The organism is Lentibacillus kimchii, assembly GCF_042666895.1.
Lineage (GTDB): Bacteria > Bacillota > Bacilli > Bacillales > Amphibacillaceae > Lentibacillus > Lentibacillus kimchii.
This window is the reverse complement of sequence record NZ_JBHTGR010000054.1, coordinates 1-18,281: the sequence shown is the minus strand read 5'-3', so window position 1 is coordinate 18,281 and position 18,281 is coordinate 1. Positions and strand designations below refer to the sequence as shown.

Annotated in this window: 19 protein-coding genes, 12 tRNA genes and 1 rRNA gene; 1 reads left to right on the top strand and 31 read right to left on the bottom strand. The window is 46.9% G+C overall.

All coding sequences use genetic code 11. The features are described 5' to 3' along the window. From ACFQU8_RS10705 to acpS, 29 genes are all read right to left on the bottom strand, one after another. Positions 1-292: ribosomal RNA gene (locus tag ACFQU8_RS10705) — 16S ribosomal RNA — on the bottom strand; the annotation flags it as partial. Between the two features lie 161 nt (positions 293-453). Further along, positions 454-527, bottom strand: a tRNA-Ile gene (locus ACFQU8_RS10700). Positions 528-532: 5 nt separating this feature from the next. Then, a tRNA-Gly gene (locus ACFQU8_RS10695) sits at positions 533-606 on the bottom strand. 40 nt (positions 607-646) lie between these two features. Next, positions 647-723: transfer RNA gene (locus tag ACFQU8_RS10690), tRNA-Pro, on the bottom strand. 6 nt (positions 724-729) lie between these two features. Then, a tRNA-Arg gene (locus ACFQU8_RS10685) sits at positions 730-806 on the bottom strand. A gap of 60 nt (positions 807-866) precedes the next feature. After that, positions 867-949 (bottom strand) — tRNA-Leu (locus ACFQU8_RS10680). A 51-nt stretch (positions 950-1,000) separates the two neighbouring features. Continuing rightward, a tRNA-Leu gene (locus ACFQU8_RS10675) sits at positions 1,001-1,083 on the bottom strand. Between the two features lie 7 nt (positions 1,084-1,090). Then, a tRNA-Lys gene (locus ACFQU8_RS10670) sits at positions 1,091-1,163 on the bottom strand. Positions 1,164-1,262: 99 nt separating this feature from the next. Then, a tRNA-Gln gene (locus ACFQU8_RS10665) sits at positions 1,263-1,337 on the bottom strand. 7 nt (positions 1,338-1,344) lie between these two features. Then, positions 1,345-1,418 (bottom strand) — tRNA-Asp (locus ACFQU8_RS10660). Positions 1,419-1,435: 17 nt separating this feature from the next. Further along, a tRNA-Glu gene (locus tag ACFQU8_RS10655) sits at positions 1,436-1,507 on the bottom strand. Positions 1,508-1,513: 6 nt separating this feature from the next. Then, positions 1,514-1,605: transfer RNA gene (locus tag ACFQU8_RS10650), tRNA-Ser, on the bottom strand. A gap of 5 nt (positions 1,606-1,610) precedes the next feature. Further along, positions 1,611-1,685 (bottom strand) — tRNA-Asn (locus ACFQU8_RS10645). 214 nt (positions 1,686-1,899) lie between these two features. Beyond that, complete coding sequence (locus ACFQU8_RS10640; RefSeq protein WP_382359729.1) at positions 1,900-2,364, bottom strand: SprT family protein; 465 nt, start codon at positions 2,362-2,364, stop codon at positions 1,900-1,902. A 110-nt stretch (positions 2,365-2,474) separates the two neighbouring features. Continuing rightward, positions 2,475-4,640, bottom strand: a complete 2,166-nt coding sequence (locus ACFQU8_RS10635) for a Tex family protein (RefSeq protein ID WP_382359727.1) — start codon at positions 4,638-4,640, stop codon at positions 2,475-2,477. A gap of 191 nt (positions 4,641-4,831) precedes the next feature. Further along, positions 4,832-5,434, bottom strand: a complete 603-nt coding sequence (locus tag ACFQU8_RS10630; protein ID WP_382359724.1) for a protein phosphatase 2C domain-containing protein — start codon at positions 5,432-5,434, stop codon at positions 4,832-4,834. Continuing rightward, entirely contained in the window at positions 5,431-6,225 is a 795-nt protein-coding gene (gene sigB / locus ACFQU8_RS10625) for an RNA polymerase sigma factor SigB (RefSeq protein ID WP_382359721.1), read from the bottom strand. The genes ACFQU8_RS10630 and sigB overlap by 4 nt, the downstream gene beginning before the upstream one ends. Beyond that, the gene (gene rsbW / locus ACFQU8_RS10620) at positions 6,197-6,673 is read right to left on the bottom strand and encodes an anti-sigma B factor RsbW (RefSeq protein WP_382359718.1); all 477 of its coding nucleotides are present in this window, start codon (positions 6,671-6,673) and stop codon (positions 6,197-6,199) included. The genes sigB and rsbW overlap by 29 nt, the downstream gene beginning before the upstream one ends. Next, the gene (locus ACFQU8_RS10615; protein WP_382359715.1) at positions 6,670-7,005 is read right to left on the bottom strand and encodes an STAS domain-containing protein; all 336 of its coding nucleotides are present in this window, start codon (positions 7,003-7,005) and stop codon (positions 6,670-6,672) included. Before ACFQU8_RS10615 ends, rsbW begins: the two co-directional genes overlap by 4 nt. A 71-nt stretch (positions 7,006-7,076) precedes the next feature. Next, positions 7,077-8,087: a PP2C family protein-serine/threonine phosphatase gene (locus tag ACFQU8_RS10610; RefSeq protein WP_382359712.1), complete on the bottom strand. Its 1,011-nt coding sequence runs from the start codon at positions 8,085-8,087 to the stop codon at positions 7,077-7,079. 96 nt (positions 8,088-8,183) lie between these two features. Continuing rightward, complete coding sequence (locus tag ACFQU8_RS10605) at positions 8,184-8,585, bottom strand: anti-sigma regulatory factor (protein WP_382359709.1); 402 nt, start codon at positions 8,583-8,585, stop codon at positions 8,184-8,186. Between the two features lie 2 nt (positions 8,586-8,587). Next, a complete protein-coding gene (locus ACFQU8_RS10600) occupies positions 8,588-8,944 on the bottom strand; it encodes an STAS domain-containing protein (RefSeq protein ID WP_382359706.1) in 357 nt (118 codons plus the stop codon). Between the two features lie 4 nt (positions 8,945-8,948). Next, entirely contained in the window at positions 8,949-9,818 is an 870-nt protein-coding gene (locus ACFQU8_RS10595) for an STAS domain-containing protein (protein WP_382359703.1), read from the bottom strand. A 199-nt stretch (positions 9,819-10,017) separates the two neighbouring features. Then, the gene (locus tag ACFQU8_RS10590; protein ID WP_382359700.1) at positions 10,018-10,374 is read right to left on the bottom strand and encodes a type II toxin-antitoxin system PemK/MazF family toxin; all 357 of its coding nucleotides are present in this window, start codon (positions 10,372-10,374) and stop codon (positions 10,018-10,020) included. A gap of 4 nt (positions 10,375-10,378) precedes the next feature. Continuing rightward, a complete protein-coding gene (locus ACFQU8_RS10585; RefSeq protein ID WP_382359697.1) occupies positions 10,379-10,666 on the bottom strand; it encodes a CopG family ribbon-helix-helix protein in 288 nt (95 codons plus the stop codon). A gap of 265 nt (positions 10,667-10,931) precedes the next feature. Then, on the bottom strand, positions 10,932-12,050 hold the full coding sequence (gene alr / locus ACFQU8_RS10580) for an alanine racemase (protein WP_382359694.1): 1,119 nt from the start codon (positions 12,048-12,050) through the stop codon (positions 10,932-10,934). 103 nt (positions 12,051-12,153) lie between these two features. Beyond that, entirely contained in the window at positions 12,154-13,161 is a 1,008-nt protein-coding gene (locus ACFQU8_RS10575; RefSeq protein WP_382359691.1) for a LolA family protein, read from the bottom strand. A gap of 72 nt (positions 13,162-13,233) precedes the next feature. Then, on the bottom strand, positions 13,234-14,757 hold the full coding sequence (locus ACFQU8_RS10570; RefSeq protein WP_382359688.1) for an NAD(P)H-hydrate dehydratase: 1,524 nt from the start codon (positions 14,755-14,757) through the stop codon (positions 13,234-13,236). A gap of 64 nt (positions 14,758-14,821) precedes the next feature. Next, a complete protein-coding gene (acpS, locus tag ACFQU8_RS10565) occupies positions 14,822-15,190 on the bottom strand; it encodes a holo-ACP synthase (protein WP_382359685.1) in 369 nt (122 codons plus the stop codon). Between the two features lie 193 nt (positions 15,191-15,383). On the opposite strand from acpS, the gene ACFQU8_RS10560 reads away from it, so the two are divergent. Then, positions 15,384-16,142: a rhomboid family intramembrane serine protease gene (locus ACFQU8_RS10560; protein ID WP_382359682.1), complete on the top strand. Its 759-nt coding sequence runs from the start codon at positions 15,384-15,386 to the stop codon at positions 16,140-16,142. A 112-nt stretch (positions 16,143-16,254) separates the two neighbouring features. On the opposite strand, the gene ACFQU8_RS10555 is transcribed toward ACFQU8_RS10560, so the two are convergent. Together ACFQU8_RS10555 and ACFQU8_RS10550 are read right to left on the bottom strand one after the other, a co-directional pair. Further along, positions 16,255-16,641, bottom strand: a complete 387-nt coding sequence (locus ACFQU8_RS10555) for a hypothetical protein (protein ID WP_382359679.1) — start codon at positions 16,639-16,641, stop codon at positions 16,255-16,257. 53 nt (positions 16,642-16,694) lie between these two features. Further along, positions 16,695-17,954: a chromate transporter gene (locus ACFQU8_RS10550; protein ID WP_382359676.1), complete on the bottom strand. Its 1,260-nt coding sequence runs from the start codon at positions 17,952-17,954 to the stop codon at positions 16,695-16,697. Between the last annotated feature and the right edge of the window lie 327 nt (positions 17,955-18,281).

Genomic DNA, 18,281 nt, shown 5'->3' with positions numbered 1-18,281 from the left:
AGGCTTTGATCCCACCAACTAACTAATGCGCCGCGGGCCCATCTGTAAGTGGCAGCCTGAGGCCGCCTTTCAATCCCTCACCATGCGGTGAGAGGTGTTATCCGTTTTTAGCTCGCGTTTCCACGAGTTATCCCGGTCTTACAGGCAGGTTGCCCACGTGATACTCACCCGTCCGCCGCTCGTTCCACAGGCATCACCCCCGAAGGGGATCTGCTTGCTTCCCGCGCTCGACTTGCATGTATTAGGCACGCCGCCAGCGTTCGTCCTGAGCCAAGATCAAACTCTCCAATAAATAAGAGAGATGCAAACGACTGACACCGATCAATCGTTTTATCTCAGCGTTCATAATGTCTCAAAAAGCTTCATCCAATCATATGAAGACATATGACCGGGAGCCTCTTACCTGACATCTGTTTCAGGCTGGTTGTTTTGTTCAGTTTTCAAGGAGCAAAATGGGCCTGGGTGGACTCGAACCACCGACCTCACGCTTATCAGGCGTGCGCTCTGACCAACTGAGCTACAGGCCCCTTAATGGAGCGGGTGATGGGAATCGAACCCACGACATCAGCTTGGAAGGCTGAGGTTTTACCACTAAACTACACCCGCATAACTGCTTATATTTTAAATTATTTCATTGCAAACTCGCTGGTCGGGAAGACAGGATTTGAACCTGCGGCCACATGGTCCCAAACCACGTGCTCTACCAAGCTGAGCTACTTCCCGTAAATATGGTGCGCCCGAGAGGATTCGAACCTCTAACCTTCTGATTCGTAGTCAGACGCTCTGTCCAATTGCGCTACGGGCGCGTTAAAGCGACATTCTTTATCATATCATAACACCAAGAAATCGTCAATAGTTGATGTTAATGCGGCCGAGAGGACTTGAACCTCCACGGGATAAATCCCACTAGGCCCTCAACCTAGCGCGTCTGCCATTCCGCCACAGCCGCATATGGATAAGATAATCCTCATAATACAACAGCTACAGAAAAACTGTGAAATGCGGATGGAGGGACTCGAACCCTCACGTCGTAAAGACACTAGATCCTGGGTCTAGCGCGTCTGCCAATTCCGCCACATCCGCAAAAAGGTGAGCCATGCAGGGATCGAACCTGCGACCCTCTGATTAAAAGTCAGATGCTCTTCCAACTGAGCTAATGGCTCATAGATAGACTGCAGTATTCATAAACTTTTTCAAACAGTTGATTTGAAATCGTCGCGTTGTAAAGGAAAACGGCGAAGTAAAGAAAGCCTCTTTTAAAATGGCTGGGCTAGCTGGATTCGAACCAGCGAATCACGGGATCAAAACCCGATGCCTTACCGCTTGGCTATAGCCCAACGATAGCGGTCCGGACGGGACTCGAACCCGCGACCTCCTGCGTGACAGGCAGGCGTTCTAACCAGCTGAACTACCAGACCAACCAAAAAATGAGGGATGACCCGTACGGGATTCGAACCCGTGTTACTGCCGTGAAAGGGCAGTGTCTTAACCACTTGACTAACGGGCCATATTCTGGCGGAGAAGGAGGGATTTGAACCCTCGCACCGGGAAAACCGGTCTACACCCTTAGCAGGGGCGCCTCTTCAGCCACTTGAGTACTTCTCCTTATATGGCTCCACAGGCAGGATTCGAACCTGCGGCTACTCGGTTAACAGCCGAGGGCTCTACCGCTGAGCTACTGTGGAATAAGCGATGTGTTTTTCGTCGAAACAATCGATCTAACGAATGCGACGGAAATTATAATACAATATATAATCTTTAATGTCAATGCATTTTCAAAACAAAATTTCAAGATCTTTTTAGTGCGTTGTTTAAACACACTTTTTTAAGGCTTGTATAACTTAACATGGAAAACAGGTTTCGTCAATAATCCTGATGAAATTTAAAACATATCTGGTTTCAGGCCCCGCCATTAAGCATAACTAATTGTCCCCGGCATTTCCCGCATCTGTATTTCGTAAGATTAATCCGGCGTATTCGTTCATAAATATAGCCGCATTGTCCACACTGATAACGGTATTTTGGACGCTTCTCAGCCGATGGCAGCGGCGAACAGTGTCTCGGTGAGCCCGTCTGTTTTAACAAAGCTTTAAAATCCCGGTCGCCATGACGATAGCCTTTCCCTTCGATATGAAGATGATAATGACAAAGTTCATGCTTGAGAATCCCCATAACTTCTTCTTCACTGCTTTCGAGTACATATTTGGGATTCAGCTCAATTGTTTTAGCTGCTGGCATATACCGCCCGCCCGTTGTCCTAAGCCGGTGATTGAATATCACGTCGTGCGAGAAAGGTTTATGGAAATAGTGGCGGGAAAGACGATCAACCAGGTTATACAACTCCGCTTCATTTAAACTGTTCACTTGCAAAACCGCCTTTACCAATTGTCAGGGGACTCGATACTGACGCCAAACGCACAGGCTATCCATGTTAAACACCTGTGCGTTTGGTATAAAAGTCTCCGATCTGCCGGCTATACTGCTGGCTCCGGCTGCACCATCGACAAGCCGATGCGCCCTTTTGCCACATCAATTGTCTCTACCCATACAGTCACAACATCACCGACGGAGGTTACATCCATTGGGTGTTTTACGAACTGCTGCGACATTTTCGAAATATGCACGAGACCATCTTGTTTCACGCCAATATCCACAAAAACGCCAAAGTCCACGACATTGCGAACCGTTCCCTGCATTTCCATGCCTGGCTGCAAGTCTTCCATGGTCAAAACGTTTTGTTTTAATAACGGTTTCGGCAAATCATCACGCGGGTCACGTTCCGGCCGGCTGAGGGCGTTAATGATATCCTTTAAAGTGGGAATGCCCAGGTCCAGTTCATCAGCCATGGCATGAACGTCGACCGCCTTGAGCCTGTCCCGCAATGCTTCGGTGCCGATATCGGTTTTTTTATAGCCAATTGTGTCGAGCAGCTGATCAGCCTGCTGATAGCTTTCAGGGTGAATTGGCGTCCGGTCAAGAGGGTTATCCCCGTCAAACACACGTAAAAACCCAATCCCCTGCTCATAAGTCTTTGCTCCAAGTCGCGGAATCTTTTTCAGCTGGCTGCGGTCTTTGAACTTGCCGTCTTCATACCGTTTCGTCACGATATTATCAGCGACCGTCTTGCTTAAGCCGGATACGTATTGCAATAACGATGTTGAAGCGGTATTAACGTTGACACCCACCTGGTTAACGGCCGTACCAACCACAAACGTCAGCGATGCATTCAGATCCTTCTGGCTGACATCATGCTGATACTGTCCGACACCAATAGACTTCGGATCAATTTTAACAAGTTCCGCCAGCGGATCCTGAATCCGTCTGGCAATGGAGGCAGCACTCCGTTCCTCTACCTGCAGATTCGGGAACTCCTCACGTGCCAGTTGAGACGCCGAGTAGACACTCGCACCCGCTTCATTGACAATAATATAGGAGACATCCAGAGCGTGTTTGCCGATAACGTCGGAAATAAACTGCTCCGTTTCCCGTGAGGCTGTGCCGTTGCCAATTGCTATCAATTCAACCTGGAACCGGTTGATCAGATCCAGCATAGTCTTCTCAGCTCCAGCTGTATCATGTTTCGGCGCGGTCGGGAACATAATGCCTACTTCATGCACCTTACCTGTTTCATCGACGACGGATAGTTTGCACCCTGTCCGGTAGGCTGGGTCAACGCCCAAGACGGTTTTTCCTTTAAGGGGCGGCTGCAATAGCAAGTTTTTAACATTTTTCGAGAAAATATCAATCGCTTGCTCATCCGCCTTTTCTGTTAAATGACTGCGGACTTCCCGTTCAACGGCAGGTTTAATCAGCCTCTGAAAGCTGTCAGCAACAGCGCTCTCCAGGATGCTTTTTGTTTCCTTATTCGCTTCACCTGTGATTACATGGCGCTTTAGATAAGCCAGAATATGTTCATTCGGCGGCTCGATCGACACTTTCAGCACGCCTTCTTTTTCACCGCGATTCAGTGCCAGCGTCCGGTGTGATACCAGCGAGCGCAGGGCCTCAGAAAAGTCATAATACATTTCATAAACGTAGTTCTCGTCTTTGGTTTTATCCTTTGCCTCAGACTGGATACTGCCGCGTTTAAATGTATCATGACGAATGGACTGGCGGTAAGCGGGATCGTCAGCAATCCATTCAGCCAGGATATCATTAACACCCTGCAGCACATCGTCAATTGTATGTAAGCCCTGCTCCTCTGACAGATACGTTTCCGCCTCGCCGGTGACATCTTGAATCGACTGGTCCCAGACACGTACTGCGAGAGGATCCAGCCCTTTTTCTTTAGCTTTTGTCGCCCTGGTACGGCGCTTTTGCTTGTACGGGCGGTACAAATCTTCAACCCGCTGCAGCTGTGTGGCCTGGTTAATCGCCTGCTTTAATTCCTCTGTCAGTTTTCCCTGTTCATCAATCAGACGTATAACTTCTTCTTTACGCGCAGCCAGATTCATAGCATATTGCCACTTATCCTGAATCAGCTTTATCTGCACTTCATCAAGTCCGCCTGTCGCCTCTTTCCGGTAACGGGCAACGAAAGGGACTGTATTGCCTTCGTCCATTAATGCAATCACACGTTTCACGACAGATATTTTCACATCAGCTTCCTTGGCTACCCATTGTTCCAGTTGTTCTTGCATAACGGTTCCTCCTTCATGACGCACGCAACGAAGCATGACCCGTCCCAAGCGGGAAATTGTTCGTTCACAGCCTGACTGGCATCCAGCAAGGAAAGAGCTCGCTGCACAACGCTTTACGTCTGATTTTTCGAGATAGTACCAGTTTACCAAAAAACAGCCGAAATGAAAAAAGCCGGCCATTTCAGCCGGGCTTAACTGTCATATCTTATAGCGATCAGTGTCGTATCATCCAAACACGTTCGTTCATCGGTATAATGGGCAAATGTCTGCACAACCTGATGCACATCCGGATTCAGCAAAAAGCGCCGCGACAAGTCACGGTCCGTTACGCCATCCGAAAACAGAATAAAATTCATCCGGGCAGTCATAGGCTCATGCAGCACTTTAAATGACTGGCGATGACTTCCCAGATAGCCGTGATCAGGTATGTTGCGTTTCTTTTTGCCGTCCTCGGGAATCGCAAGGACCCCAATGTTTCCGATTGAAGAAAACGAATACTGCTGCGTCCGAAAATCGATTCGCAAAATCCCGACAACCGCCCCGCGCTTGCCTGCCAGCTGCTTATTGCACTTTTGCAGCAGCTGTTCGACCGTTGCCTGCAAATGTTCTTGAATAATTGTGATCACCGTTTCAGAGGACTCCCTGGCATATTCACCGCTGCCCAGACCGTCTGCCAGCGCGCAGACATATTCATCGTCAGTCACCGTGTAAAAATAACTGTCCCCGCAGCAGTTCTGATTCTTTTTGTTCCGCTGGAAAACAGCTGTTTCGACTTTAGGCGTCTGATCAGTCAATCGAGCATCTCCGTACTTTCTTCAGTTTGTAATGCTTCACGGAGCTTGCGCAATGAACGGCGCTGCAGACGCGAGACATGCATCTGTGAAATGCCAAGGTGATCACCGGTTTCCTTTTGACTCAAATGGTCAAAGTACGTGCAGCGCAGCACGTCCTGCTCCCTTTCTGATAACACGGGCAGTATGTTCTCCAGAAGCATACGCTGGTCAACGTTGTCAAACCCGCTGTCACCACTTCCGATCAAATCCAGCAGTGCAACGGTGCTGCCCTCTGAATCGGCCTCAACCTTCCGATCAACGGAAAGAGCTTTATAGCTTTTGCCCATCTCCATGGTTTCCAGCACTTCCTCCTCAGAAACCTCAAGATAAGCGGCTATCTCCGGAACAGTTGGGGATTTTTGATTCTCAGTTGTTAATTCATCAATCGATTTTCTGATTTTCGGACCTAATTCTTTGATCCGGCGCGGCACATGGACACTCCATGTCTTATCACGGATAAACCGTTTAATCTCACCTATAATTGTCGGGACAGCAAACGACTCAAATGTTTTCCCCACCGATGGGTCATACCGCCTGACAGCAGCGATTAAACCGATCATGCCCACCTGTGTCAGATCTTCTTGAATGCTGCTGTTTTTCGAATACTTCCGGGCGATGGATTCAACTAGATTCTTGTAGGTTAAAACAACTCTTTCCTGCAGGGATTCATTTTGAGGGTCGTTTTGCAGGGCTTCGACTAATTCATAAATGTCATCTTGTTCCTTATCGGGTTGTTGGGATCTGGTCGTCATCAACACCCACCTCAGTTTCATTCAGGAATTTCGTCATTAGAACTATAGCTCCGTCGTCGTTTGTAATTTCCAATTTATCCATTAATGCATCAATCAGAAAAAGACCAAAGCCATTTTCCTGCAGTTCTTCAACTGACTCGGAGCCTTTGTAAGGCCCAACGCCTCCTTTTAGTTCATTTAGGTCAAAATGGTCGCCGTGATCCGCTACAACAGTCTCCAGACGATCCTGGTAGAGGCCAAAACCAATTGTTACTTCACCTTCGCCGTTCTTGTTATAGGCGTGCTCAACGGCATTCGTAATGGCTTCGGAAACAGCAACTTTTAAATCTTCAATCGCATCATAGGCAAAACCCAGACGGCTGGCAATCCCTGAAATACTGAGACGGACAACCCCAACATAATCTGCTTTAGCGGGGATTTTCATTTCGATAAATTCATGGTCTTTCATCGCTCATTCCCACCTTGAATGGCCGTATCAATCGTCATAATCTGATCCAGCCCTGTAATCCGGAACAATCTTAATACACGGTCCTGCAGATTAATAAGACGCAGTTCGCTGTTATGTTCTTTTGTGGATTTCAGGGCACTGACAAAGATACCCAGTCCTGTACTGTCCATATAATGAACATTTTCCAAATTGACTTCTGCCAAATGATCTTCCGTCTTGGTCAATGGCAGCAATGCTTCTTTTAACTTGGGTGCTGTATAAGCATCCACTTCACCGGACAGGTTCACAACAGACTTATCCGTTTCTTCAGCTACGTCTACTTGTAAATCCATATGCTTCCTCCTCTGGCTAGCGTTCTGCGTTATTTATGCATGTAGTTACATGTTCCCTGAGCTCCGAGCGATTAAACGTCTTTTCGCAGCACAACCAAGGTAAAATCATCACGCAATTGGAAATCCTGGAGACGTTCAAAATGCTTATAGACTTTATTCACCATTTCCTGTGCCGGAAGATCAGCATACTGCTCGATCACCTCAAGGACTTCATCCGTCTCAATAAAACGGTCACCCTGGCGGCATTCGGTCACCCCATCTGTCAAAAGAATCACCATATCACCCTTATGGATAATCCGTTCATACTGGCGGTACTCTGTATCGGGCAGGACACCGAGTATCAGACCTTTCGCCTTAATTTCTTCAAACGTCTGTGTTTGAGCATCGTAATAAAAACCCGGTTCATGACCCGCGGATGCATAGCGTATGCTGCTTTCCTCAGGCAGGTACTGAGCATAAAACATGGTGATAAACATACTCGGATCAACATTCTGCTCAACGACACGGTTCACATTCTTTAAAATATTCTGCGGGCTCATGCTTGCCTCGGGAAGACTTTCCATTGAATATTTGATCATGGACATACATAAAGCTGCCGGAATGCCCTTGCCGATCACATCGGCAACTGTGATGCCCAGTGTTCCGTCAGCACCAGACAAAAAGTGATAATAATCCCCGCTCATTTGATGGGCTGGGACACTGATAACACCAATGTCCAGACCGGAAATATCAGGGGTTTCGGTCGTCAGCAGTGTGTCCTGCATATTGGCGGCAATAGCAATTTCTGACTTGAGTTCCGATTGTTCCTCCCTCAGTGAATAGTATTCCTGGTACGTAATGCCATAGGCAATCATGATTTCCAGCAAAAAATTCAGCGAGTAGCGGAAGTTATCCGGTATAGCAGGATACAGCTCTGACATCACCCGAATATGAAGATTGATAATTTCTTCGGGCGGTACATTGTTCTGAATCAATTCCTTGCTGATTTGCTCGGCACCATAGAGCGATTCCTCATCCTGTGTTTCAATATAATGTTTTAATAATTCCCTATAGTGGCTGATATCTGTACTCGGAACTGCCACAGTCTATATCCCCCTCTCCCTCGCATAATTGGACAACAAAAGGGAAGCATACCGGCACCGGGGTCCTTCCCTTTTATCGTTCTTGCATAAGCATGGTTATCGCAATTGTTTCATCGCCCGAATATCAGTTCCTTTTCCCTCTTCGGACTGAATGTCGAATTGATCAACTAAGCGTTTTACGCCAGGAAGTCCTGCACCAAGGCTTCCTGATGTGGAATAACCGTCCTCCATGACCTCACTGATGCTCGCAATGCCCGGACCGGCATCGTGAGAATGAATCGTTATCCCGTCTGGCTTCGAGTGGGCAGCTTTGTCAAAACATATTTCGCCATTCACGGCATACAGATAGATATTCCGGGCAAGTTCAGATATTGCCGTGGCGATGCGCGCCTGATCAACTGTTCCAAAACCGATATCGCGCGCCATGTTCCTGCCAATCTGGCGTGCCTTGACGATGTCCCATTCATTTTTAATTGGCACACAGGACTGGGCTGTCATACTTAATCCCCCAATTCCTGATGCAGTTTTTTCAGTCCTCGCTCTAAGTCTAAGGCCGTTTGGACATGCTGCAAATGCACGCCTAAGTCATTTAAGGTGATCGCAACAGAAGGCTGGATCCCGGTTAACACAACACGCGCCCCCATCAGATCTGACATGGCAACAACATCACTGAGCACCTTGGCGATAAACGAATCAATCATTTCCACTGACGTCAGATCAATGACAACACCTGAAGCACCTGTCGTGTGAATCTTGTTCAGCAAATCCTCTTGAAATTGCACGGCTGTCTTATCATCCATTTCCTCTTGAATGGAAATTAGTAAATAGTTATGAAGCTTTAAAATTGGAATTCGCATGGTATCACTCCTCACCAAGTGAATCGATCAGATTTTCCACCGGCTCATTCTCCTGGCTGACATCAATGACTTGGCGGCCTGTCAGTTCCAGTGCTTTAACAAATCCTTTTTTAAGTGAGTTCTGGGTCGGAAAACTGCTCAGATCAATACCAAGGTTAACAATCGTCTGGGCAATCTCCGGCCGGATACCGACAAGAATACACGTTGCCCCAACCAGACGCACGGCATCCGCTGCCTGAATAATATGATGAGCCACCATCGTGTCCACAACGGGAACGCCTGTGATATCAATTAACACAACTTCTGAATCATGCTCAATCACACCGTAAAGCAAGTTTTCCATAATGGACTTGGCACGTTCTGTATCAATGGTTCCGACCAGCGGCATAACCGTAATGTTATCCATAATTGGAATAAGTGGAGCAGCCAACTCCTGCAAGGCATCACGCTGCAGAGACAGAATATTTTCCCAGTTGCCTGAGTACTCATTAACCAGCTGTCTGATAACGGGCTCGATCCACGTATCCACGCTCCGCAGCAGCTCTGAGATAAACTGTGTATCAATCGCTTCAGACCGACTGAGTATAAAGTCAATGGCGACGCGCCTGAACTCCTGCAGCCCATCTGTTATGTAGCTTACTTCCCAGCCCAGATTCACCAGTTTTTCGGCGAACTGTTTGAGCTGCTCGGTATCGCCCTCACTTTGAATACTGTTGAAAATAACATTCGCAAATTCCTGATTGGTACTTTCCAATAACTCATCCGGCACACTGAATGAACCACTGGATTTGGTGAGTAAATCAACCTCTTCAAGCCAATTTTCGACAATTTGATCACTATTATCCAATACGATTTTTTTGAACGTCTTATCCATTTGATCCTCCCGCTTGTCCCAATAGGCTGTCGTTATTCTGCATTTACAGACAGCGTACCATAAATTCTGTTCAATTTCGATACTGACGAAAAACGATGGTTTTCCCACCCCGGGAAAACCATCGTTTTTCTAACAAACCGTTCAATGATAAGACATCATACGTCACCTAAACAGGCACCCCGTTGCGGGAGGCTGCCTATTAGTCATACATGTCTTTCAGGCCAAGACTGATTTCTAAAGCCTTATCTATCTTTGCCATCATATGATTATCAAGCTTTGTTATCTTATCGGTCAACCGCTGTTTATCCAGGGTTCTGATTTGTTCCAGCAATATAACCGAATTACGTTCAAATCCATATCTTTTCGCGTCGATCTCCACGTGCGTCGGGAGTTTGGCCTTCTGAATCTGAGCAGTTATCGCAGCAACAATCACCGTTGGACTAAACCGGTTTCCGATATCATTTTGCAGGATCAATACCGGACGGATGCCTCCCTGTTCTGATCCCACGACCGGGGAGAGATCGGCGAAATAAACTTCGCCTCGTTGAACGATCACGTGCCTACACTCCGATCACTGTGCGCTGCAGGTTATTTTTTTCAGCTTCTTCTTCCGCCTGAAAAGCTTCTGAAGCGATAGTCAGATTAATATTGGCCATTTCCATATAGCCTTGCTGCATTGACTCACAGAACTGCTGGATATGCTCTTCTTTTTTATATTCCAGATAGTTTCTTGTTGCCTGACAAATGAAATCACTCAAATCGCTATTTTCGTGTTCCATAAATCCATCCACCTCATTTAGCAGGTTCTTGGGTAAACGTACTGAGATTTCCTGTAAGCTTTCCGACAAAACCATGCACCTCCGACAACTGGTAACGATCTAGATTGAATTCTAATCCAATAGTATCATTGTCGGGCCCATTTTGCAAAGGCTTATCGGAACAAATCTGAATACGCGTTTCAGAGCACTCGTCCCCATATGCGGCTGTTCTGAGTGAGTTTCCAGCGATGCTTCTGAACTGGTTAGAACCTGACTTACATAGTTTGGGCTTCCTGTCTTTATGTTATGGTAAATCAGTTAATTTATGCCTGGATCTTTAAAATTTATGCCTCCATTACCTATAAATTCTGGGCACACGCTCTGCTATCATACAGGGGACTTCATAGCTGATGGTGTCGAGTTTGGCCGCAATGTCGTCAGCTTCAATAATGTCACTGGCCTGCCTGCCAATTAACGTGACCTTCGTACCAGCGGGGTATGCCTGATCCAATTTAATCATCGTCTGATCCATGGTAATGCGCCCCACAATCGGCATCCGTTTGCCATCAACCAGGACATCCATGCCCTGCAGCTTGCGGATCCAGCCGTCCGCATAGCCAATCGGTACGGTGCCGATGAATTCTTCTGCAGCCGCTGTATAAGACGCACCGTAGCTGATGGATTCACCAGCTGCGACTTTTTTAACATACGTCAGTCTGCTGTGCAGGGAAAAAGCCGGCTCCAGATCAATCGTCTGCTCATCTCTCACAGCGTCTGACGGATAAATACCATACATGGAAATCCCAAAACGAATGCCGTCATACATGTGGTCCGGAAAACGGATCGACGCCGCACTGTTTCCGGTATGAACCATGACCGGTTCATACCACACCGCTTTGAAACGTTCCCACAGCTCGGCAAAGCGGTTCTCCTGCATCGCAAAATAGGTGAGGCCTGCTTCATCGGCGGTGGCAAAATGCGTGTAAATGCCGGTCAGCTGGACAGACCGGCTCACCTGCATAGCCTCTGCAACCTCGTCCAGTTCTTCTTGAGTCCGGAGGCCAGCGCGTCCCATGCCTGTATCCCACTTCATATGCACATTGACCGGTGATGGGAGGTCCAGCTGATTCACTTCGCGGATCCAATCCGTCTCAAAACACGTTAATGTCAGATCCTGCTGGACGGCCACCGGAACATCACGGGGCATGATACTTCCGAGCACGAGAATCGGCGCTGTGATACCCGCCTCACGCAGTGCCAACGCTTCTTCAAGCAGCGCGACTGCCAGCATTTTCGCGCCTGAGGCCAGCGCTTTCTTCGATACCTCAACCGCTCCATGACCGTAGGCATCAGCTTTCACAACAGCGATCATGCTGCAGTTTTCCGGAAGTTTGTCGATCATCTGCCCAATATTTTCCCCAATAGCTTCAAGATTTACTTCAGCCCATGTAGGCCGGAAATGCTGCTGCTCCATAAAATCGCCCCTCTCGCTAACCTGACATACTATGCTATTTTACCGGAATCACTAATAAATAAAAAGCAGACCCTTCTCGTATGAGTCTGCTTGCCAAATGTTGCTACTTCACGTCTTTTCCTTGTACCGATTTGGCCACACCAATCATTTCCTCACGCGTTAGTTCCTCACTGGCCAGGACAAAACTCATGCCTTTATGTGTCCATTCCAGCGTATTATCTGCAAGCGCACCGACAGCATGACCCAAGTTTACAATCTCGCCATCGACCATCTGCGGCTCAGACATATTCGACACGGTATCCTGTTGTTCCTCGACCAGCGTAAAGTCTTTTTCACCGGAAAATGTCATGATCACACGATTGCCGTTTTCCGTGTCAGTTCTTTCTTCTTCGATAAGCTCTGAACCTGCCATATTTTTCGGATAAAGCACGGTGAACGTGTCCGCCTCACCTGACACAGTTTGACCATTGGATTCGCCTGCCATGTTTTTATCCATTTTGAAGTCGTCTTCCGTAAATTCAGGGTCCATATTGAACTCCTGGAATTCCACTTGTACAAGCGTATTGCGATCTTTGTCCATCACTTTTACATTAACGGGCGTATACGACTCCTTATCAAACGATACTTCCTGATATGGCAAATTATTGTTGCTCTGGTAATTGGTCTCCGTCTCAAACCGATAATAGTTGTCGCCTGATTCAAATTCGGCGTCATTATCTTTTATAATATCGTTGACCAGTGACTGGTACAGATAAGGCTGGCTGCCGTTCTCTGGCCATTCCTCCTGAAATTTGAAACTTTTATTCAGCTCAGGTGACAGCACAAATACACCGTCCTCATTCTTTAAAATAATCTGCTGTCCTTTCGCGTCCTGGCCATTGCTGAGTGCCACACGGTACAAATCATCCTTCTTATGCCAAACGTCTATCTGGTACTCCTCATCTTCTTTTCCGGTGCTCATCGTCATTTTGGCTTTTGCTTTATACCCTTCCATGGATTCGAGTTTTGACTCCAGTTTTCCGTTAACGTCCTCCTGGGTCTCTTCACCACAAGCTGCGAGTATCAGCATAAAACTGAAGACCATGACAACCGTACCAACTATTCGTTTCATGGACATGTCTCCCTTGTCGCGTTTCACGCAATTTGCGAGCTGTGGTCCCGACGAAGGGAATCGTCACCGCGATCAGTCTGTTATCCATGTACGATAAACATCCGTGATGCCAGCTATGACATCAGAAGCCATTAAGTCATAGACAGAATGTGTGTCATCCGTTAATAATTCAGCTGCCTGTCCCTGAACGAAACAGGCATTCGCCAATGCTTCGGGGAGCTGCTGCGACTGCATGATCATGGCTGAAGCAATGCCTGAGAGCACATCACCACTTCCGCCTTTAGCCAGTCCCTGATTCCCAGCGGTGCTCACCAGCTGACTGCCATCAGGCGCCGTGATAATCGTAAACATTCCTTTTAAAATCACATACACCTGATAATTCTCAGCAAACGCCGCCATGTATGAAAATGGTGACTGCAAGAGGTCCCGGACTGGCACATCCAAAAGCATCGCCATTTCGCCCGGATGCGGCGTCAGCACAACCGGATGTGTGCGCTGTATGAGCTTGTGCAGCACTGGTTTCAAATGATGCAGCGCGTCGGCATCCATAATGAGTGGACAGGCTGCCTCATCAATCACCCGCTCCACTAACTTTCCGGTTTCCGGCCGGCGTCCCATGCCCATACCCATCACGACAGCATCGTACGCGTCAAACGGTATGGACGTTTCGTTATTTAAAAAACCGTCCGTAGCCGCGAGCGTCCGGTAAGTTGCTTCCATACAATGAGCTGCGATAACCGGGATCACGTCGCGTGTCGTCGCAGCCGTGATCAAGCCGGCGCCTGACCGTAAAGCGGCCGTCGTCGTCATGGCGACTGAACCAGGCATCTCAGCGTTACCACCGATCACCAGCCCGTGCCCGTGATCCCCTTTATGCGAATCGCGCTTCCGCTCGGGCATATGCGCCTGAAAATCGTCCGCCATCCAGACACGCCGGTGCCCATGCTTGGCTGTAACGGCTGCCGGAAGTCCAATTGAGACGGTTGTCCACCGGCCGTAATACGCACGCGTCGCTTCCAGAAAAGCACTCATCTTCGGATAGCCGGCAATCATGGTTTCATCAGCCTGTACCGCCTGAAAAGCCGCAACACCTTCATTGGCCGGCAGTCCCGATGGTATGTCAACTGCCATGATATAGCCTTCCGCCTGGTTAAGCAGTGTTATGATCTGGTCAAGCGGCTCGCGTGGCTTGCCTTTTACACCAATACCAAGCATCGCATCAACGATCACATCAGCCCCATCGATTTCCTCACGAACAGCAGCCAAATCGCGCGTCACCCGAACGTGCCCGCCGCATGCCACCAGTAAATTTTTGTGCACCAGTGCCTCACCGCTGATTTTCGTGTTCGGCACGATTTGCACAACAGCCACATCGAAACCTCTGTCCAGAAGCGTCCTCGCAATCACGAACCCGTCGCCGCCGTTATTGCCGCTCCCGGCTAAAACACGGATGCACCCCGTCTTCTGAATACGTGCTTCAATCGTATCCGACATAGCCCGTCCGGCATTCTCCATCAGGATCCTGCCATCAATGCCTATGTCCTGAATAGCTTCACGATCCATATCGTACATTTCTTCCGCGGTGACAATATACACACTATTCCCTCCTGCCCGCACTAGACTATATGAGACAACCATACCGATTATGCCAAACCGCCTATCAGGAATCAGCCGTTTCCTCAATCACGACTTGGGCAATGGCATGATCCCGGCTATGTGAAATCGAGACAAAAATACGCTGCTTCTCATAGCCTGCAACGCTCATTTGGGGCGCGCCGCTCGGGCCGGTCGTCACGTCCATGTGCTGAAAGCTCAATGTTCCAATGCCCCGGCCGGCAGCCTTCGAAAAAGCTTCCTTAGCCGCAAACCGGCCTGCTAAATATTCAGCCTGCCGCCGTTCGCTCGATAAAGCAGTCAAAAAAGACTTTTCCTTATGCGTTAAAATCCGGTCCGCAAATCGTCCAGTCTTTTTCATACGATACCAAATACGGTCTAATTCGATTGTATCAATACCGATTCCTTTAATCATAAAAATGGCTTTCCTCTCTCTTATAAATAGCGTATCATGATACAGGCAAAGTGTATTCCCAGGCAATTATGGGTATACAGCCAGCATATCATACGCTAATAACACGACTGAAACAGCCGGCTGTAAAACCAGAACGGCATTCGTTTAGCATAATCACCAATTTGATCTTGACCAGACACAAGGAGGCAGAGACATGTTTCTTCGCAATGAGCGAAGCATTAAAGAATTTTTCCGGCTTTATCCGATTGTTTCCTGGATCATCATTATCCAGGTGGTCCTCTGGCTTTTGACTGACGTTATCCAAACCCCGCTCGGCACCATGATTCAGTATTGGGGAATAGGCGCCAATCATTTAATCAGCCAGGGCGAATACTGGCGGCTCTTCACTGCGATATTCCTGCACGGTGGGCTTATGCACGTTTTATTTAATTCGTTTGCACTCGTCATCTTCGGCCCGGCACTTGAACAGATGATGGGCAAACTGAAATTTCTCGCAGCCTATATCGGGACAGGATTTATCGCCAGTCTGGCGACGTATTTAATTGGTCCTGATCTGTATGCCCATCTTGGTGCGTCCGGAGCAATTTACGGCCTTTTCGGGATTTATCTTTTCATGGTTGCTTTCCGTAAGCACCTGATTGATCACTCCAGCACCCAGGTGATTACCGTTATTGTTGTCGTCGGTCTGCTCATGACGTTTCTCCGCTCAGGCGTCAATGTTTACGCACACGTCTTCGGCTTCATCGGCGGTTTTGCACTGGCTCCGCTGTTTCTCGCGGGTGTCCGGCCTTACAACCCATGGGTCAGGACACGGCCCGTTAACGATGGATCCATTCATTTCGATCCCAATCGCTGGCAGAAAAAACAGCACAATAATCAGCTCATAAAAAAAGGGCTTTGGATCTTTCTCGGTATTCTTATCGTACTTGGCTTGTTCGGCCGCCTGTTTTAACAGGGGCCGGCTTTTTTTATCGGGGTCCGTTCTGGAGGAGAAACATCACGATACGTTTAAATTTATGTCTTCATCTTTATCCTTCCTAAAAAGTTTGAAGCCATTAATAAAATTAATCGATAGGTAACTGAAGTTCTGCCCCATAGATTAAACCATCATCATCCAAATAACGCCCATTTATTCCTAAATCCATTACTTCCTGATAATAACCAATATGAAAAATGGTTTTATCGTTATTTTTGAAAAATAACTCGTAATCAGGTGACCGATAATCAATATTTGCCGTCGTTTTTGTTCTTGCGTTATCTAATTCATTGACAAGCTTATCTATAAAGTCTGCATCATCAATCGCAGCAATCAGCTCATCACTATCGGATTTAAAAACCTCTATCTCAGTTACATCATCACTCAAATCAAGATTATTGCTCTGACATCCAATTAAAAATAAGGGTGCCAAAAGTGCCAGTGCGAGAAACATTAACTTATTTCCTTTTAACACTGAAAACCTTCTGCAAAAAGTTCTTTCTGCTATTAGTTAGTATTATTGCAAGATCAGATACCGATGAAACTGATAATATAACCACCTGCAACACCCAATATCACGATGAGCCATGCTGGAATCTTCCAAATGTTTAATAAGGCGAATAGGACAACGCCTAAAGCAAAATCTGATGCATCAAATATTGAACTCTTGATAACTGGATCATAGAATGCTGCTAACAAGATTCCAACAACACTTGCATTCACTCCCATAAGAATTCCCTGGAATGTCGAATGTTTACGTAATTCATTTAAAAACGGTAAAGCTGCGATAACTAGCAGAAAGGACGGTAAAAATATACCTACGGTTGCGACAACTGCGCCACCGATTCCTTCCATAATCGTTCCTAAATAACTGGAAAACGTGAATAATGGCCCAGGTACGGCTTGGGCCATTCCGTACCCAGCAAGAAACTGTTCAGGTAACATCCAGCCCGTTGGAACAACTTCTCGTTCGAGCATCGGCAGGACAACATGCCCGCCGCCAAAGACCAATGAACCAACCCTGAAAAAGATATCAAAAATATTAAGCAACGGGTTGTTCGTTAGCTTCGTTATGATAGGCAGCGCAATAAGACCAAAGATCAAAATTCCCAATGAAATGATTCCTGTTTTCTTAGAAATGGTGACAGAAAAAGGTGTTACTTTTGATTCTGCCTTATCTTTAAATAGTTTTATACCTAATACACCTGCGCAGATTATGATAACAATTTGCATCCATGCAGATGGATAAACCAGCATAATAAAGGCAGCCACAATGGCGATAGAAAGTCGTATTTTATCAGGTGTCATTTTCTTGCCCAACCCGATTACAGCGTGTAGTACAATCGCTGCGGCTACGACTTTTAAGCTATGAATAAACCCTGCATCCTCTAAAGTAAAAGTCTGATAAAACATGGCGAAGATGATGAGAACAATCACCGATGGGAGGGTAAAACCAATCCATGATATGATCCCTCCCAAAATGCCTCCTCGCAGCATTCCTATAGAGATACCCACCTGACTGCTTGCCGGTCCCGGAAGGAACTGACACAGAGCAATAATATCCGTATAAGTTTTATCATCCAGCCACTTCCGGCGATCAATGTATTCGTCTTTAAAGTAAGCTAAATGCGCTACAGGCCCTCCAAAAGATGTAAATCCCAGTTTGGTGGAAGCCAATAGGATTTCTAATAAAATCTGAAATCTACTTTTGTGGTGCGGTTGGTTTTCCACATATTCACCTCTGCCTTTATTTGTTGCTGGTGGGAGCATTTCGTTGCTGGTAATCATTTTAATAATATAAATGCAATTAGCGCAGTCAATATACAAAAGTGGCACAAGCGTTATTCCTTTCTTGCGCCCGAATGCTGAAGCCAATCACAATATAAAAATAACGACTAACAGACCTAGTAGTGTCCAAACAAATGAATAACCAATTTTAGTTTCATTAGAGATAGTATTCTTTTTTGCGTTATGTACAATTGCTAAAACAGTTGCATTTATTAAAAATAAAATATGAGCGAATTTCATAATTCATAGCCCTTGCGGCGCAAGGACTTAAAAACGTAAAAAAGGAAGTACCTCCCCAAATCTTGTATAATGGTAGTTGAACTAAAA

What these genes read in the sequence shown, in the direction of transcription:
- ACFQU8_RS10635 (WP_382359727.1), bottom strand. Translation starts at nt 4,640, where the DNA reads ATGCAAGAACAACTGGAACAATGGGTAGCCAAGGAAGCTGATGTGAAA.
- sigB (WP_382359721.1), bottom strand. Translation starts at nt 6,225, where the DNA reads ATGACGACCAGATCCCAACAACCCGATAAGGAACAAGATGACATTTAT.
- rsbW (WP_382359718.1), bottom strand. Translation starts at nt 6,673, where the DNA reads ATGAAAGACCATGAATTTATCGAAATGAAAATCCCCGCTAAAGCAGAT.
- ACFQU8_RS10615 (WP_382359715.1), bottom strand. Translation starts at nt 7,005, where the DNA reads ATGGATTTACAAGTAGACGTAGCTGAAGAAACGGATAAGTCTGTTGTG.
- ACFQU8_RS10605 (WP_382359709.1), bottom strand. Translation starts at nt 8,585, where the DNA reads ATGACAGCCCAGTCCTGTGTGCCAATTAAAAATGAATGGGACATCGTC.
- ACFQU8_RS10600 (WP_382359706.1), bottom strand. Translation starts at nt 8,944, where the DNA reads ATGCGAATTCCAATTTTAAAGCTTCATAACTATTTACTAATTTCCATT.
- ACFQU8_RS10595 (WP_382359703.1), bottom strand. Translation starts at nt 9,818, where the DNA reads ATGGATAAGACGTTCAAAAAAATCGTATTGGATAATAGTGATCAAATT.
- alr (WP_382359694.1), bottom strand. Translation starts at nt 12,050, where the DNA reads ATGGAGCAGCAGCATTTCCGGCCTACATGGGCTGAAGTAAATCTTGAA.
- ACFQU8_RS10575 (WP_382359691.1), bottom strand. Translation starts at nt 13,161, where the DNA reads ATGAAACGAATAGTTGGTACGGTTGTCATGGTCTTCAGTTTTATGCTG.
- acpS (WP_382359685.1), bottom strand. Translation starts at nt 15,190, where the DNA reads ATGATTAAAGGAATCGGTATTGATACAATCGAATTAGACCGTATTTGG.
- ACFQU8_RS10560 (WP_382359682.1), top strand. Translation starts at nt 15,384, where the DNA reads ATGTTTCTTCGCAATGAGCGAAGCATTAAAGAATTTTTCCGGCTTTAT.
- ACFQU8_RS10550 (WP_382359676.1), bottom strand. Translation starts at nt 17,954, where the DNA reads ATGATTACCAGCAACGAAATGCTCCCACCAGCAACAAATAAAGGCAGA.